Annotated in this window: 18 protein-coding genes; 4 read left to right on the plus strand and 14 right to left on the minus strand. The window is 61.6% G+C overall.

What is annotated here, in order from left to right; translation table 11 throughout:
• Positions 1–19: 19 nt before the first annotated feature.
• The gene (locus VWZ81_RS12820; RefSeq protein WP_340546617.1) at positions 20–748 is read right to left on the minus strand and encodes an SDR family NAD(P)-dependent oxidoreductase; all 729 of its coding nucleotides are present in this window, start codon (positions 746–748) and stop codon (positions 20–22) included.
• Between the two features lie 229 nt (positions 749–977).
• Here VWZ81_RS12820 and argB point away from each other — a divergent pair, with 229 nt between their 5' ends.
• The 4 genes from argB to VWZ81_RS12840 all read left to right on the plus strand — a co-directional run bounded on the left by argB (position 978) and on the right by VWZ81_RS12840 (position 3,982).
• On the plus strand, positions 978–1,838 hold the full coding sequence (argB, locus tag VWZ81_RS12825) for an acetylglutamate kinase (RefSeq protein WP_416542812.1): 861 nt from the start codon (positions 978–980) through the stop codon (positions 1,836–1,838).
• A 124-nt stretch (positions 1,839–1,962) separates the two neighbouring features.
• Positions 1,963–2,754, plus strand: coding sequence for a ferredoxin (locus VWZ81_RS12830; protein ID WP_416542813.1), 792 nt, complete (start codon positions 1,963–1,965; stop codon positions 2,752–2,754).
• Positions 2,751–3,248 carry a SixA phosphatase family protein gene (locus VWZ81_RS12835; RefSeq protein WP_416535596.1) on the plus strand — a complete coding sequence of 166 codons (498 nt, stop codon included), beginning with the start codon at positions 2,751–2,753 and terminating at the stop codon, positions 3,246–3,248. Before VWZ81_RS12830 ends, VWZ81_RS12835 begins: the two co-directional genes overlap by 4 nt.
• A gap of 272 nt (positions 3,249–3,520) precedes the next feature.
• Positions 3,521–3,982 (plus strand): DUF411 domain-containing protein, encoded by a 462-nt coding sequence (locus tag VWZ81_RS12840; protein ID WP_416542814.1) that lies wholly within the window; start codon positions 3,521–3,523, stop codon positions 3,980–3,982.
• Positions 3,983–4,131: 149 nt separating this feature from the next.
• Here the strand turns inward: VWZ81_RS12840 and VWZ81_RS12845 are convergent, their stop codons facing one another.
• From VWZ81_RS12845 to rpsK, 13 genes are all read right to left on the minus strand, one after another.
• Entirely contained in the window at positions 4,132–4,923 is a 792-nt protein-coding gene (locus VWZ81_RS12845) for an amino acid ABC transporter ATP-binding protein (protein WP_340546612.1), read from the minus strand.
• 12 nt (positions 4,924–4,935) lie between these two features.
• Complete coding sequence (locus VWZ81_RS12850) at positions 4,936–6,234, minus strand: amino acid ABC transporter permease (RefSeq protein WP_416535598.1); 1,299 nt, start codon at positions 6,232–6,234, stop codon at positions 4,936–4,938.
• 3 nt (positions 6,235–6,237) lie between these two features.
• Positions 6,238–7,470 (minus strand): amino acid ABC transporter permease, encoded by a 1,233-nt coding sequence (locus tag VWZ81_RS12855; RefSeq protein ID WP_340546610.1) that lies wholly within the window; start codon positions 7,468–7,470, stop codon positions 6,238–6,240.
• A gap of 143 nt (positions 7,471–7,613) precedes the next feature.
• Complete coding sequence (locus VWZ81_RS12860; RefSeq protein WP_340546609.1) at positions 7,614–8,630, minus strand: amino acid ABC transporter substrate-binding protein; 1,017 nt, start codon at positions 8,628–8,630, stop codon at positions 7,614–7,616.
• A gap of 229 nt (positions 8,631–8,859) precedes the next feature.
• Complete coding sequence (locus VWZ81_RS12865; RefSeq protein ID WP_416542815.1) at positions 8,860–9,567, minus strand: ATP12 family chaperone protein; 708 nt, start codon at positions 9,565–9,567, stop codon at positions 8,860–8,862.
• Positions 9,568–9,571: 4 nt separating this feature from the next.
• Entirely contained in the window at positions 9,572–10,237 is a 666-nt protein-coding gene (locus tag VWZ81_RS12870) for an HAD-IA family hydrolase (RefSeq protein ID WP_416542816.1), read from the minus strand.
• Between the two features lie 14 nt (positions 10,238–10,251).
• Entirely contained in the window at positions 10,252–11,298 is a 1,047-nt protein-coding gene (locus VWZ81_RS12875) for an RluA family pseudouridine synthase (RefSeq protein WP_416542817.1), read from the minus strand.
• The gene (gene crcB, locus VWZ81_RS12880) at positions 11,295–11,675 is read right to left on the minus strand and encodes a fluoride efflux transporter CrcB (protein ID WP_416542818.1); all 381 of its coding nucleotides are present in this window, start codon (positions 11,673–11,675) and stop codon (positions 11,295–11,297) included. The genes VWZ81_RS12875 and crcB overlap by 4 nt, the downstream gene beginning before the upstream one ends.
• A 135-nt stretch (positions 11,676–11,810) precedes the next feature.
• Positions 11,811–13,133: a replication-associated recombination protein A gene (locus VWZ81_RS12885; protein ID WP_416538159.1), complete on the minus strand. Its 1,323-nt coding sequence runs from the start codon at positions 13,131–13,133 to the stop codon at positions 11,811–11,813.
• A 2-nt stretch (positions 13,134–13,135) separates the two neighbouring features.
• Positions 13,136–14,533, minus strand: coding sequence for a trypsin-like peptidase domain-containing protein (locus VWZ81_RS12890; protein WP_416542819.1), 1,398 nt, complete (start codon positions 14,531–14,533; stop codon positions 13,136–13,138).
• A gap of 194 nt (positions 14,534–14,727) precedes the next feature.
• Entirely contained in the window at positions 14,728–15,150 is a 423-nt protein-coding gene (gene rplQ, locus VWZ81_RS12895; RefSeq protein ID WP_340546604.1) for a 50S ribosomal protein L17, read from the minus strand.
• Between the two features lie 133 nt (positions 15,151–15,283).
• Positions 15,284–16,300 (minus strand): DNA-directed RNA polymerase subunit alpha, encoded by a 1,017-nt coding sequence (locus VWZ81_RS12900; RefSeq protein ID WP_014875981.1) that lies wholly within the window; start codon positions 16,298–16,300, stop codon positions 15,284–15,286.
• Positions 16,301–16,417: 117 nt separating this feature from the next.
• Entirely contained in the window at positions 16,418–16,807 is a 390-nt protein-coding gene (rpsK, locus tag VWZ81_RS12905; RefSeq protein WP_014875982.1) for a 30S ribosomal protein S11, read from the minus strand.

Raw genomic sequence — 16,807 nt, forward strand, 5'->3', positions numbered from 1 at the left:
AGCTGCATTAGAGCCGCTATCAGACGTGCTGCGCGCCATTCACTTCAATCTCCGCACCGGAGATATAGGAGCTTTCGCCCGAACACAGGAAATAGATCGCGGCCGCCACCTCCTCCGGCTGACCGAGCCGTTGCAGCGGCAGTTTCTCGACGATCTTGTCGGTGCCCGGCGACAGGATCGCGGTCTCCACCTCGCCCGGCGCAATCGCATTGACGCGCACCCCAAGCGGGCCGAAATCATGCGCCATCTCGCGGGTCAGCGCCGCCAGCGCCGCCTTCGAGGTGGCATAGGCCGCGCCCGCAAACGGATGCACCCGGCTGCCCGCGATCGAGGTCACATTGACAACCGAGCCCTTGGCCGCCGCCAATTCGTCCTTCAACCCCCGCGCCAGCACAACGGAGGAGAAGAAATTCACGTGGAACACCTTGCCCCAGGTCATCAGATCTGTGTCCAGCGTGTTCAGCCGCGCGCCATCCGGACCCTTGGGGGACACGCCCGCATTGTTGACCAGCGCATCCAACTGTCCACCCAAGAGGTCCTGAATTTCACCCACCTTGTTTATCGTGTCGGTCGGATCGGACAGGTCCACCTGTATGTGATTCTCCGCACCTCCGCCCCAGGGGCATTCCGCCGGAAACGGCTGGCGCGAACAGGTGATCACCCGCCAGCCTTCGGCATTGAACCGCTGCACCGTCGCATGGCCAATGCCGCGGCTTGCACCGGTCAGCAACAGGGTTTTCTTACGCATGGCTACCATTCCTTGGCCTCAGGCCCGTGTCGGAGGCCGCTCTGACCTCACAGCCCGCAGGCCCCGTTTCGGTATCTGTCGCGGCGACCCTAGCAGCCTTTGCGACAGCTGCAATGCCGCGAATGCAGGGCCGGCGCTTGGCACCGCGCCCAGAACCGCGTAACACAATCCCCATGGCACAGCCGCCTGCGCCGTCTGCGACGGACGGCCCGTCCCAGGGATTGCAACGATGAAGAAACAAGACATGAACCGCGATTGGATTGCCACAGCCGAGACCCTTTCAAGCGCCCTGCCCTATCTGCAGCGCTATGACGGCGCCATCGTCGTGATCAAGCTGGGCGGTCACGCCATGGGCAGCGACGAGGCCATGGATACCTTTGCCCGCGACATCGTGCTGATGCGTCAGGTCGGGGTGAACCCGGTGATCGTCCATGGCGGCGGCCCGATGATCAATGCCATGCTCGACAAGCTGCAGATCAAATCCGATTTCGTGAACGGCAAGCGGGTCACCGATGCCGCCACGATGGAAGTGGTGGAGATGGTGCTCTCCGGCGTGGTGAACAAACGTATCGTGCAGGCCATCAACCGCCAGGGCGGCGCTGCTGTCGGTCTGTCCGGCAAGGATGCCAATCTGATCACCTGCACCCAGACCGACCCGGATCTGGGCTATGTCGGCACCCCGTCTGAAATGGATCCAAGCGTGCTGAACCATCTCTTTGAACAGGATATGATCCCGGTGATCGCCCCCATCGGCGCAGGCCCCAACGGCGAGACGTTCAATATCAACGGCGACACCGCCGCCGGCGCCATCGCCGCATCGCTCAAGGCCGACCGGCTGCTGCTGCTCACGGATGTGTCGGGCGTAAAGAACAGCGACGGCGATGTCGTGACCGAGCTGAAGGCCGCCGATGTCGAAGAGATGACCCGCGACGGCGTGATCCTCGGCGGCATGATCCCGAAGACGGAAACCGCGCTCTCCGCCGTGCGCAGCGGTGTGCGGGCCTGTACCATCGTTGATGGCCGGGTACCCAATGCCGTGCTGCTGGAACTCTTCACCGATCACGGCGCCGGTTCGATGATCCGTCCCTGAGGCGGCAGACATCAGCCAACCAGCCGGATCTCACCCGTCGCGGGCCAGCTGTCTCGCTTTGCGACGGGTTTACGGCTGCGAAATCCCCATAGGGAAACGCGCCAACCTGCGCTAGACTGTCCCTATGATCCGCCCCCTAAACCCGGACAGGGACCTTGCAGACCGCTCTGCATCGGTGCCTGTCTCCACCCCTGTCGAACCCCCACTGACCTATGACAGGCTGCAACGGTCTGTTGCGGCACTTGGGCTGGATATCTATGGCGGATTTCACCCAACAGCCGGACAGCTTCGGGGCTTTATCGCAGCGGCGGCACCGGACATCGCAACAGGCAGCGAAACCGACAGCGGCCCACAGGGAACGCTGATCCTGCTGGGCACCGCCCCCTCCTTCTGGCCGGGGTTTGTCACCAGCCCGGAATATCGCGATGGCAGGGCAGACCCAGTCGACCGCTGGTCCAGCCGGGTCATCGGTGATCTGGCGCAGAGCTGGGGCGCAATCCCGGCCTACCCCTTCACCGGCCCCCCCTATGCGCCCTTCGTCGACTGGGCGCTGGCCTCGGGCCGCAGTTTCACATCGCCGTCGCAAATGCTGGTGCATGATCGCTATGGCATGATGATTTCCTTTCGCGGCGCCCTCTATTTCGCGCACCACTTTGATCTTCCGCCCCCCCCGCTGGCCCTGGCCCCCTGCCTTGGCTGTGAGGATCGCCCCTGCCTGAACCGCTGCCCCGTCACGGCGTTGAAAGAGGGCGGCCCCTATGATCTGGCAGCCTGCCACAGGCACCTGGAGAGCACCGAGGGAACCCCCTGCCTCTCCACCGGCTGCCTTGCCCGCCGCGCCTGCCCGCTGAGCACAGGCGCTGACCGTATCCCGGCGCAATCCGCCCATCATATGAGGTATTTTCACATAAAATGACCTGCACGCTGATCCTGACCCGCCACGCCAAATCCGCCTGGGACACCTCCTCCCCCAGTGACCACGCCCGCCCGCTGAACACCCGCGGCCGCCATTCCGCCGCGGCGGTTGGCACCTGGCTGCGCGAGCTCGGAATGATCCCGGATCAGGTGATCTCCTCCTCCGCCCAGCGGACCCGTGAAACCTGCGAGCTGATGGAACTGGGTGCCCCTGCGGTGTTCATCGAACGGCTCTATCACGCCAGCGCCGACATCCTGTTTCAGGTGCTGCGCGAGGCCGAACACAAGCGGGTGCTGATCCTGGGCCATAATCCCGGCCTTGCCGCCTTTGCCCATTCCATCGTCCGCCACCCACCGGATCATTCACGGTTTGACGATTTCCCAACCGGCGCGACACTGATCGCAAGCTTTGATATCGACAGCTGGGCCGATCTCACGTGGAGCAGCGGCAAGGTGGCGGAATTCACCGTCCCCCGCGAATTGCTTGGCGCGTGACAGTGGCCAGCCTGCGCGCCCTCCTGCGGCCCGTCAACCAGGGGAGACCATAAGCGCTCCCGCCCGTCCCGGTCGCATGAATATGCAACCGCTCCCGTTGGGCATGGCGCCGCTGGCGCGGCGCGGTCGCTCCGCAGGTGACAGGACAACAAAAGCGGCCGCGATATGATCCTGTGACATGCTGTCGCTCCCACGCGGGAAGCCATGCCGCCGAACATCCGCAGATCCGCTATGATCCCAAGATCCGCATTCTCAGCAATGGAGCCTTTGAGATGAACCGCCGCGCCTTCCTCCTCGCCGCTGCAACCCTGCCGCTGGCCACCACACCGCTGGTGGCTGCGACGGCCACCAACGACCCGGTGATTAAGGTGATGAAATCCCCCAGCTGCGGCTGCTGCACCGGATGGGTGGAGCATCTCACCGCCGCCGGCCTGAAGACCGAGGTCCGCAATATCCCTGACGATCAGCTCTGGGAGATGAAATCCCGGCTTGGCATCTCAGATGATCTTGCCTCCTGCCACACCGCCACCCTCGGCCCCTATGTGATCGAAGGCCATGTCCCCGCCAGCGATATCAAACGCCTGCTGACAGAGCGGCCTGATGCCCTGGGCCTCACGGTTCCGGGCATGCCAATTGGCTCACCGGGGATGGAAATGGGCGACAGCAAAGAGCCTTTCTCCACGCTCCTGATCCGGGCAGACGGCAGCACCGAGGCCTTTGCCCAGCACGGCTGACGCGCGGCACAGCGCTCTGGCATCTCTGCCCCTGTCATCTTTCCGATAAATACTCCGGGGGTCAGGGGGCAGCGCCCCCTGCATCGACCCAGAATGACCAAGGCCGGGCAAATCTGCCCGGCCTTGGCCGTCTTACACTAGTGCGGCGCTCAGTGGCCGAGAATCTGGCTCAGGAACAGCTTTGTCCGCTCACTCTGCGGGTTGTTGAAGAACTCTTCCGGCTCGTTCTGCTCCACGATCTGACCCGCATCCATGAAGATCACACGGTTCGCCACCTGACGGGCAAAGCCCATCTCGTGGGTGACGCAGAGCATGGTCATACCTTCCTCGGCCAGTTCGATCATGGTGTCCAAGACCTCCTTGATCATCTCCGGGTCCAGCGCCGATGTCGGTTCATCGAACAGCATGATGCGCGGCATCATGCAGAGGCTGCGCGCAATCGCCACACGCTGCTGCTGACCACCGGAGAGCATGCCCGGATATTTATTGGCCTGCTCGGGGATCTTCACCTTCTCAAGGAAGTGCATCGCCCGCTCTTCGGCTTCCTTCTTGGGGGTCTTGCGGACCCAGATCGGCGCCAGGGTGCAGTTTTCCAGAATGGTCAGATGCGGGAACAGGTTGAAGTGCTGGAACACCATGCCAACCTCGGACCGGATCTTGTCGATGTTTTTGAGATCATTCGACAGTTCGGTGCCATCCACCACGATCTTGCCCTGCTGGTGCTCTTCCAGCGCATTGAGGCAGCGGATCAGGGTGGATTTGCCGGACCCCGAGGGGCCTGCGATAACAATCCGCTCGCCCTGATTGACGGTCAGATTGATGTCGCGCAGCACGTGGAACGAGCCGTACCACTTGTTCATATTGTTGATTTCAATAGCAACCTCGTCGCTCACTTGCATTTTCGAGCGGTCGATTGCGCGGTCAGACATAAGTTCAGACATATGTTGAACTCCTTAACGGTGATCGGTGGCGAGACGGCGCTCGAGCCACTGTGAGTACTGAGAGATGCCGTAGCAGACGATGAAGAACAGGAAGGCGGCAAAGCCGAGGAGTTCCCAATAGACGCCGTTCCACTCGGTGGAGGCGAGGATTGGGCCCCGGATCATGCCCACCAGGTCGAACATCGAGATGACCGACACCAGTGTGGTATCCTTGAACAGGCCAACGGCCACGTTCACGATACCGGGGATCGAGATCTTCAGTGCCTGCGGCAGGATGATCAGACGCATGGCCTGCGGGTAGTCGAGACCCAGACTGTCTGCTGCTTCATACTGCCCCTTGGGCAGCGCGGCCAGACCGCCCCGGATCACTTCGGCGATATAGGCCGCGGAGAACAGGGTGATCATGATAACCACGCGCAGGAACAGGTCCACGGTGGCATCTGGCGGGAAGAAGTAGGACAGCATCACCGATGCCACGAACAACAGGGTGATCAGCGGCACGCCACGCACGAATTCGATGAAGACGACGCAGATCCACTTGATCAGCGGCATGTTGGACTGACGGCCCAGTGCCAGCGCGATACCCAGCGGCACCGACAGCGACACGCAGGTCACACCCAGCATCATGTTCAGCATGAAGCCACCCAGATCGCGCGAGGGTACAGCTGACAGCATCGCGGTGTCAGACGCCCCTTCCGGGATCAGATAGCCACCGACATTCCAGACCACGACCGCTGCAACAATCGCGCCGAAGAACCCCAGAGCAAAACTGCCCTTGCCGTATTTCTGGAACACGAACCCGGCGGCAACAAAGCCAAGCAAGGCAACGATCGGCACCAGAATGGAACCACCCCAGATCAGCCAGAAGGCCAGGAAGGGGTAGATCGCGGTGAAGGCCAAGAGCTTGCGCGGCAGGTCAAAGAACAGAACCGGTGCCAGCGCAATCAACAGCAGCACAAGGGCCAGATTCGGGCGCCAGTATTCACTGGCCGGATATTTGAACCCATAGAGCAGCTGGTTCCAGCGCTCGGTCAGGACCGAGAAACAGGCACCAACCTTGCCATCCAGAACCTCGCGACATTCGGCAAGCGAGTTGGTGGTCCATACACCGTTCAGCAGCCACGGAACCGTGGTGCTCAGCAGCAGATAGATCAACACCAGCGCCGCCAGCGTCAGGATCGAATTGGGAATGCTGGAGAACAGGTTCTCTCGCATCCATTTATAGGCACCGGTTTCACGCGCCGGCGGCGGGGCCGGCGGGATTTCCGTATCGCGGACAAAGGCGATAGTTTGAGAGTGTGTATCGCTCATGTCTCAGCGCTCCTTCAGTTTCACAGATGCGTTGTAGACGTTCATCACCATCGAAATCAGCAGCGATGCGGTGAGATAGAACAGCATCAGCAGCAGAACACATTCGATTGCACGGCCGGTCTGGTTCAGCGTGATGCCGCCCAGGGTCGCGGTGATATCGGCGTAACCAACGGCAATCGCCAGCGAGGAGTTTTTGGTGATGTTGAGGAAGTTGGAGATCAGCGGCGGAATGATGACGCGCAGCGCCTGCGGCAGCACCACCAGATTCATGATCCGGCCGGGACGCAGACCCAGTGCCGCTGCGGCTTCGGTCTGACCCTTGTTGATCGCCTGAATACCCGCACGCACGTTTTCCGCGATGAAGGCACCGGTGTAGATCGACAGAGCGAACCACAGCGCGATCAGCGGACCACCGATTTTGATACCGCCGGTGAAGTTGAAGCCTTTCAGCTCCGGCACTTCCCAGGACAGACCCATCAGGAACAGCACCAGGAGCACCGGCACCAGCCAGACGCCCAGGCCAATCCATGTGGTATTGGGGCGCACGCCTGTTTCTTCCTGCGTCTTGGTCGCGTTGGTCTCGACCTTGCGCATCACGAAGAAGGACAGTGCCAGTGCCGCCAGAACCACCAGCCAGTTCATCGTGGTGGAGGCAAACAGACCGCTCTCGAACCAGGGCATCGGGATGTAGACACCGCGGTTGGTGAAGGCAAAGAGGTCAAACACCATGCTCGACGTGGCATCGTCACCGCGGAATTCCCGCGGGCCGGGCATCACGGCTGTCATGATCGTGAAAATGATGATGATCCAGATCAGCACCGGAATATTGCGGAAGATTTCCACATAAACGGCCATCAATTTGGAGACGAGCCAGTTGTTCGACAGGCGCAGAACACCCGCGATCACACCAAAGACGGTGGCCGTGATACAGGAGAGAAAGGCCACCAGCAGCGTGTTCAAAATGCCGACCACAGCAGCACGCGCATGGCTGGACTGGCTGTCGTATTCGATCAGACGCTGGTTGATGTCGTAACCGGATGGATCCCCGAGGAACCCGTATGAAATATTCAGACCCGCGGCGCGCAGGTTCTGAATAAGGTTGTTCCCCAGATACCAGATGGCCAAGGCCAGAACCAGCGCAGCAATCGCCTGGAAGGTCAACGAACGATAGCGGGTATCGTTGACCAACATGGACAGCTGAAACTGTGCCTTTGGAGGGTCAGTGAGAGTTGACATGAATGTGTGATCCCCGTGGCTTATAGGTCGACTGTTCGGCGGGGTTGGGTCCCTGCTCGCGTCCAGACCTTAAGCGTTTTTGTTAGGATAGGTCGGGAGGTAAAAGGGCGCAGGTTGGTCCTGCGCCCTTTCCTCAGTAGATCTTAGCGGAAAGGCGGTGCGTAGAGCAGGCCACCTTCGGTCCACTGTGCGTTCAGACCACGTGCCAGACCAATCGGAGTGTCTTCGCCGATGTTCTTTGCAAAGACTTCGCCGTAGTTGCCACCAGCGGCAATTGCGTTCTTCGCCCAGTCAGCAGACAGGCCCAGCATCTCGCCCAGGGTGCCTTCGGCGCCCAGCAGACGGTTGATTTCCGGGTTCTCGGTGCCAGCGGCCATTTCACCGATGTTGGCGGAGGTCACGCCCAGCTCTTCAGCTGCGATCAGCGCCATCAGGCTCCAGCGAACAACATCGCCCCACTCGTGGTCGCCGTGGCGAACCAGCGGGCCGAGCGGCTCTTTGGAGATGATTTCGGGCAGCAGAACATGTGCCGAAGGATCATCGAAGGTCGCGCGGGTTGCCGCCAGACCGGAGGCGTCGGTGGTGTAAACGTCACAGGCACCAGCCAGATACTGCTGCTGCGCTTCGGCGTTGGTTTCGATCGGAACCGGCTCGTAGCTGATGTTGTTGGAACGGAAGAAATCCGCCAGGTTCAGCTCGGTGGTGGTACCGGTCTGGATGCAGACGGTCGCGCCGTCCAGTTCCTTCGCGGAGGACACGCCCAGTTCCTTGGGAACCATGAAGCCCTGACCGTCGTAGTAGTTCACACCAACGAATTCGAACTTCAGGTCGACGTCGCGGCTGAAGGTCCAGGTGGTGTTACGGGCCAGCATGTCGATCTCGCCGGAGGCCAGAGCGGTGAAGCGGGTTTTGCCGGTGGTCGGCACGAATTCAACAGCGGTCGAGTCGCCCAGAACAGCCGCAGCAACCGCGCGGCAGACAGCAACGTCAAAACCTTCCCATTCGCCGTTGGCATTGGGCGCCGCAAAACCGACCAGACCGGTGGTCACACCGCAGTTCAGCTTGCCGCGGGCCTTGACGTCGTCCAGCGTGCCCGCCGCAGCGGCACCGGCGGCCAGACCAGCAACAGTCAGCGCACCCAAAATTACCTTATTCTTCATGTTTACCTCTTCCTGATTGTCCGCCTATTTGGCGGCTCTTTTTGCCCGGCACCAGCCATGCCGGAGATAGGTGGTGAAACAAGGGTGACCCCATTTCGCGACCGAGTGTGGGCGCATTCATCAACAAACGTCAAGGGTGGGATCAGGAAATTCGATGGGCGCATAGCGAACATTTTTGCGGTCGCGAACGATTTTTGCGGCAGCGCCCCGATCTGGGTAATATATTGCGCTAACAGGAAAAATCGTAGAACCGCTTAGCGTGCAAAAACGCTGTGCGTTTCAGGTCTGCGGTGGCCTGAGCCTCGTCGTCCCGGCCCCATTGCTGCTCCTGCCACAGCTCGTCCAACCGCGACATTTCCCAGATTTCATCGGCCGGCCGCCAGCCCTGTGCGGCCGCAAACCCCAGCACCAGAGAGCCCGACATCGCCACCAGATCATGGAAGGCCGCCAGCTGAAAGGGTGTCATTTCATGGACTAAGCCGCGCAGACGGTGCAGCGCCTCAGGGTCCTGGGGCACATGCAGGATGCCCGTGCGCGGCTGCAGCCGGGCCGCCAGCGCTTCCGCAGCCCAGTCCAGCGCCGGGTCCCAGATCTCGGCCTGACGCTGCACCAATTCGACCGGCATTTCGGCGCGATAGCACAAAAGATCGGAATCTGCGTAATCCGCCAGCATATCCGACACTTCGCCATATTGATGCGACACCTTGTCGATTGCAGCATTCGCAGAACGCGTCATAGGCATCGACAAAGGGTCAACTGATTCGGTCTGCGCGTCCCATTCCGCGGCAATTGCATCGCCCATCTCACGGGTCGGAACGATCAGCGGCGCCTTGGCCGGCGTCTTAACGCGGCGGCTGTCCAGCTCGATGGCAAAGCCGCTCTCGGCCTCGGCCACGGCGACCTCTTTCCAAAACCGTTTCTGTTTCCACTCGCTCATGTCGTCAGTCTTTCCAGATGTCCTGCAACAGCGGCGCCAGCGCGGCGAAACTGTCGATAATATGATCCGCCCCAAGGCGCTCGGCCGGGTGAAAGCCCCAGTTGACCGCAATCGTATGCACCCCGGCTGCGCGCCCCATGTCGATGTCAAAACTGGTATCGCCAATCATCACCGTATGCGCAGGTGCCACCCCGGTGTCGGCCATCGCCCGCAGCACCATCGACGGATGCGGTTTCGACGGGTGGTGATCGGCACATTGCCGGGTTACGAAACACCGCAGCTCATGCGCCTCGATCAGCGCATCCAACCCGCGTTGAGATTTGCCGGTGGCCACCCCCAGCAGGTAGTGCGGCACCGCGTTCAGCTCCGCCAGCACCTCTGCCGCCCCGGGATAGAGCGGTGAATGCCCGGCACCCTTGGTAACGCGCGCCCGGTAATACGCATCCTTGTATCGCCCAACCACTATATCCCGCGACTCTGGGTGCAGATCAGGGGCCAACTGCGCGACAGCCTCCGGCAATGAAAGGCCAACTATCGAAAGAATATCCTGTTTCGCAGGCTTTCTTTCATACAACTCGAAAGCTTCCTGCATGCACTGAACAATGGTGCCCTGGCTATCCGCCAGGGTGCCATCCACATCAAACAGGATCAAACGCAGATCACCGCTCATCGTCATGAACCTCGTTACTGCAGGCTCTCAAACGGATCTTCTGACGCCAGACCTTCGGACCAGCCAAAGGTGTCCCAGCTGTCCTTCATGTGATCGGGCAAGGGCGCTGTGATCGACAGCGTCTTGCGCGTCACCGGATGCTCAAACGCCATGCGGCGGCAGTGCAGATGCAGCTTCTTGGAGATGATGCCGCCCAGCTGCGCGCCCCAACCATCGCCAAGGTTCTCCTGCCCCGAGCCGCCGTATTTGCCGTCGCCCGCAATCGGATGACCGATCTCGGCCATATGCGCGCGCAGCTGATGGGTGCGACCGGTGATCGGCTCCATCGCCACCCAGGCCGCCCGGCTGGCAACCCGGTAGAGCGTGGCATATTGGGTATGCGAGCGTTTGGCGCCGGGTGTGCTGTCCACCTCGTTGGAATGGATGGCGATCATCTTCTCGCCTTCGCCGCTTTTGCCATGGCCCGGAGCCTTGACCAGCCCGCATTTGATCTCGCCCAGATAGGGAGTCGGCACGCCCGCCACCAGCGCCCAGTAGATCTTGCGCGTAGCACGATGCCGGAACGCCGCCGTCAGCGACTGCGCCGCCATACGGGTGCGCGCCAGCACCAGAACACCGGAGGTATCCTTGTCCAGCCGGTGCACCAGACGCGGCTTCTCCTCGGCGTCGAACTGCAAGGCGGCACTCAGCCCGTCGACATGTTTGGTGGTGCCGCTGCCGCCCTGCACTGCCAGACCCGCAGGTTTGTTCAGCACGATGACGGCATCATCCTTGTAGATCACGCAGCCCCGGATCATCTTGGCGTCGGCCTCGGAAATCCGGTAGCTCGGCGCCTCTGCCGGTTTCAGATCGCTGGCGCCAAGCGGCGGCACCCGCACCACCTGCCCGGCCTCGACGCGGGAACTGGCCTTGACCCGGCCCCCATCCAGACGCAGCTCGCCCTTGCGGCACATCTTCTCGATGCGGCCCTGGCTCACATGGGGAAACAGGCGGCGCAACCAGCGGTCGATGCGCTGGCCTGCGTCGTCTTCAGTGACAGTAATCATCTGTACGCCGCTCATGCGAACACTCCTCTGGCGGCCATCAGGCCCAAAAACAGCCCGCCGACCGAAAGGCCAACGGACAACAGCACATATAGCGCAGCCTGCCCCAGGGCGCCGCGCTCGATCAGGGTGGCCGTCTCAAGCGAGAAGGCTGAAAACGTCGTGAAGCCGCCCAGCAGGCCGGTCATCACAAACGGGCTGAGATGGGTCAGCCCCTTATGGGCGGCAGCAACTACAAACAGCCCCATAACAAAGGAGCCGATCACATTCACCGCAAGGATCGCCACCGGAAAATCCCCCACCCCGAACAGGCGGTGGATCCCCAAACCGGCCAGATAGCGGCAGGCCGCGCCGATCGCGCCGCCCAGAGCCACATATAGAACCGAAAAAACCATCTGCGGTCTGTCGCCGGCTGGCGCGGTGATGTCAAGTTTTGCGCGCTGCATGGCAGCATTGCAGCCACGGCGCAGGCCCGTCATCTTTCCAGAAATACTCGCGCCGCAGGCCCGGCTTTGCCCGGCAAAGCCGGATCAGCTGTTCCGCTTGGCGCGCAGATTGGCAAAATACTCGGTCCGGCGCTTCAACTCGCGCTCAAAGCCCCGCTCGACCGGCTGATAAAGCACCGGGCGCGGCACGTCGTCGGGAAAATAGTTCTGCCCCGAAAACCCGTCGGCGGCGTTGTGATCGTAATCATAGCCCTCACCGTAGCCTTGCGATTTCATCAGCTTGGTCGGCGCGTTCAGGATATGTTTGGGCGGCGGCGCGCTGCCGGTCTGTTTCGCGAGCCGTCGCGCCGCCTTATAGGCCATGTAGCCCGCGTTGGTCTTGGGGGCGAGGGCCAGGTAGATCACCGCCTGGGCCAGCGCCAGCTCGCCCTCGGGGCTGCCAAGGCGCTCATAGGTCTCCCAGGCCTCGATGCAGATGCCCTGCGCCTGCGGATCGGCCAGCGCGATATCCTCCACCGCCATGCGGGTGAGCCGACGCGCCAGATAGCGCGGATCCTCGCCACCCTCCAGCATCCGGGCAAACCAGTAGAGGGCTGCATCCGGGTCGGAGCCGCGCACGGATTTATGCAGGGCAGAAATCAGGTTGTAATGCTCATCGCCGGATTTGTCGTATTTCGCCGCCCGCCGCATCAGCCGGGTGGCCAGCGCCTCGCGGCCCAGCGGGCTGTCCACGGTCCACGCGGCGATCTGTTCGATGAGGTTCAGCAGCGCCCGCCCGTCGCCATCGGCCATCCCCTGAAGCGCGTCGCGGGCGTCGGGCGTCAGCGGCAGGGCGCGGCCAAGCTCCTGCTCGGCGCGTTGGGTCAGCCGCTCCAGATCGACCAGAGACAGGCGTTCCAGCACCAGCACCTGCGCCCGGCTCAGCACAGCGGCGTTCAGTTCAAACGACGGGTTTTCAGTGGTCGCCCCCACCAGCAGGATGGTGCCATCCTCCATATGCGGCAGGAAGCCGTCCTGCTGCGCCTTGTTGAACCGGTGGATCTCATCCACGAACAGCAATGTCCCCTGCCCGTTCTGACGGCGGATCCTTGCGGCTTCGAACACCTTTTTCAGATCCGGCACGCCGGTGAAAATGGCCGAGATCTGCACGAAATGGAGATCGGTTTCACGGGCCAGCAGCCGGGCGATGGTGGTCTTGCCCACGCCCGGTGGTCCCCAGAAGATCAGCGATGACAGCGAGCCCGATGCCAGCATCACCCCCAGAGGGGCGTCCTCGCCCAGAACCTGCGTCTGGCCGATCACCTCTGCCAGCGTCTTAGGCCGCAGCCGATCCGCCAGCGGGCGGTTCAGCTCGGCGGTCGGATCTGGCCGGGGCGCGGCATCACCGCTGTCAAAGAGATCAGCCATGATCAGAGCCGGTAACGCAGCGACACGCGCTGGCCCTGACGGTTCAGATCAATCTTCATCCAGCGGCCAATCGCCGCCAGCACGGCAGAGACATCGGAGGGGGTCTCGATGGCCTCATTGTTGATGCCAAGGATAATGTCACCGGCACGCAGACCGACACGGCCGCCATAGGCGCCGGGATCGGTGATCACCACACCTGTGGCGGTCATCGGCAGCTGCAAACGAACAATCGACTGCGGGTTGATCCGCGCAAGGGTCAGCCCCGGCAGCGGCGTCCCTTCGGGCAGGGTAAGCGGATCGGCGGGCGGATCATCGGGGGCCAGCATCATCTCGACCATCACCGTGCTGCGCTCGGTGCCGCGCAGCCGGGTCACCTCGGCGCTGTCGCCCAGACCGGCCACCGACATGCGGAAGACCATTTCGGAGGGCGAATTCACCGCCTCCCCCGCCACGTCGAGCACGACATCCCCCACCTCGAAACCGGCCTTGGCAAAGGGGCTGGCGGGATGCAGTTCCGAGATCACCATGCCTTCTGGCAGCTCCATCCCAAGCGACGCCGCCAGATCGGCATCGACCGGCTGGCCCATCATGCCTGCCCAGGGGCGCTGGAATTCCTCGGCACCATCATGGGCCTGCCGCATGAAGGCCCGCACCAGATTGGCCGGGATCGCAAAACCGATCCCGTTGGAGCCGCCGGAGCGGGTGACGATGCGGGTGTTGATGCCAATCAGATTGCCATTCACATCAATCAGCGCCCCACCAGAGTTGCCGGGGTTAATCGGCGCGTCGGTCTGAATGAAATAGCCGATCCCCTCGCCCGTCGCCGCGCCGGAGCGCGCCAGCCCGGAGACGATGCCGCTGCTGACGGTCTGGCCCACCCCAAAGGGGTTGCCGATCGCCAGTGCCAGTTCGCCCACCTCTACCCGGTCACTGTCACGCAGCTCCAGAAAGGGGAGGTCCTTGGCGTCCTGTAGCTGGAGAATGGCCAGATCGCTGGCCTCATCCGCCAGCACCACCTGAGCGGCATATTCGCGCCGGTCGGTGGTCACCACCCGGATATCCGTCGCCATACCAACCACATGGTAGTTCGACACCACGATGCCATCAGCCGACAGGATCACCCCGGAGCCAAGCGAGTTCTGCACCCGTGGCTGCGGCTTTGACAGGCCGCGAAAGAAATCGTCGAAGAAGGGATCGTTCATAAAAGGCGTGCGGCGCTGTTCCTGCACGATCTTGGCATAGATGTTCACCACCGCAGGCGCCGCCTGTTTCACCAGAGGCGCAAAACCAAGCGAGATTTCTGCCTGCGACTGGGGCACGCGGGTTTCGGCAAAGGCCTGTGTGAAGGGGATCTGAGTGGCCAGAAACAGGCCCGCTGCGGTCAGGATGGCACGAAACATGACGACTCCGATTGTTCTTGTGAACAGGATATGCGGACCGCTGCCGTCTTTTACAAGGTAGGATTCACCGGGGAAAATCCGCGACTTTGGCCCCTATCCCCAACCGGGGGCCTCCCGCGAAACGGGGGCGCAGAACGAAAAACCCCCGCCCTGTTGCCAGAGCGGGGGTCAGGTCCGGTCGAAACCGGGAGTTCTTATTCGTCAGCAGCAGCTTCTGCTTCGGCCAGGCGTGCCTTGTCGGCGGCGCCTTTGGCATCGCGATCACGATCAACGAATTCGATGATCGCCATCGGTGCCATGTCGCCATAGCGGAAACCGGCTTTCAGGATACGGACATAGCCGCCCTGACGGTCTTTGTAGCGCGGGCCCAGAACGTCGAACAGTTTTGCAACGTCCTTGTCTTCCTTCAGCTTGGACGCGGCCTGACGGCGGGCGTGCAGGTCGCCGCGCTTTGCCAGGGTGATCATCTTTTCGATGATCGGGCGCAGTTCTTTTGCTTTGGGAAGGGTTGTCTTGATCTGCTCGTGCTCGATCAGCGAGCCGGCCATGTTGGAGAACAGGGCCTTACGGTGCTCATGAGTACGGTTCAGGCGGCGGTAACCACGTGCGTGACGCATTTTTTCAATCCTTTACTTCGCGTTTTGCTTTGTCAGGCGGCTGATGCGTGTCAGCCGCTCACCTTGGGGCAGATGCCCGGGTCTTCCCCCGCAACCGGGGCATTTCGGGCGGCCCTAGAGGCCGCCCAATCTCTTAGAAGCTGTCTTCGAACTTCTTGGCCAGATCTTCGATGTTGTCCGGCGGCCAGTCCTCGACATCCATGCCAAGGTGCAGACCCATGCCCGACAGCACTTCTTTGATCTCGTTCAGCGACTTGCGGCCAAAGTTCGGCGTGCGCAGCATTTCTGCTTCGGTCTTCTGGATGAGATCGCCGATGTAGACGATGTTGTCGTTCTTCAGGCAGTTTGCAGACCGGACAGACAGTTCCAGTTCGTCCACTTTCTTCAGCAGAAGCGGGTTGAACTCGAGACCGTCGTCGTCGTCCTGACGGTTTGCCGATTCCGGCTCGTCGAAGTTTACGAAGATCGACAGCTGATCCTGCACGATACGGGCCGCATAGGCGACCGCGTCGTCGGGCGTGATGGAGCCATCGGTTTCGATCTTCATGGTCAGCTTGTCATAGTCCAGAACCTGACCTTCACGGGTCGGCTGAACGTCATAGGAGACCTTCTTGACCGGCGAGTAGATGGCGTCGATCGGGATCAGACCGATGGGCGCATCTTCGGGCTTGTTCTTGTCAGCAGAGACATAGCCCTTGCCGGTGTTGACGGTCAGTTCCATGAACAGATCGGCACCATCGTCAAGGTGGCAGATCACGTGCTCACGGTTCAGCACTTCGATGCCAGCGGATTCGGAGATGTCACCGGCGGTGACAACTGCGGGGCCTTTGGCATTGATCGACAGGCGCTTGGGGCCTTCGACTTCCATGCGCAGCGATACGCCTTTGAGGTTCAGGATGATGTCGGTGACATCTTCGCGAACGCCGGCGACGCTGGAGAATTCATGCAGAACATTGTCGATCTGCACGGAGGTGATGGCGGCGCCTTGCAGCGAGCTCATCAGAACGCGGCGCAGCGCGTTGCCCAGTGTCAGGCCAAAGCCGCGTTCCAGCGGTTCAGCCACAACGGTGGCCTGGCGTGCGGGATCATTGCCCGGCTTCACGTCAAGCTGAGTCGGCTTGATCAGTTCAGCCCAATTCTTGTGGATCATGCGGTCCCTCCATTCCTGTCCGTACCTCATGTCCGAAAGGTACAGACGCCCGAGGTTTCAAATGGCGTACTGGGGCCTTGCAGAAATCGCAAAGCCCCAGCAAAAAATCAGTGTCGCTTAGACGCGGCGGCGCTTCGGCGGGCGGCAGCCGTTGTGCGCGATCGGGGTCACATCACGGATCGAGGTGATGTTGAAGCCCACTGCGGCCAGGGCGCGCAGCGCGGATTCACGGCCCGAACCGGGGCCCTGAACTTCGACTTCCAGAGTTTTAACGCCGTGTTCCTGCGCTTTTTTGCCTGCATCTTCAGCAGCCATCTGAGCGGCATAAGGAGTCGATTTACGCGACCCTTTGAAGCCCATGGTGCCTGCGGAGGACCAGGAAATCGCATTGCCTTGCACGTCCGAGATCAGGATCTTGGTGTTGTTGAACGAGGAGTTCACATGTGCAACGCCGGAGGCGATGTTCTTGCGCTCTTTGCGCTTGGTACGAGTCTTATCGCGTGCCAT

This window comes from Phaeobacter sp. JH20_34, assembly GCF_048056095.1.
GTDB lineage: Bacteria > Pseudomonadota > Alphaproteobacteria > Rhodobacterales > Rhodobacteraceae > Phaeobacter > Phaeobacter bryozoorum.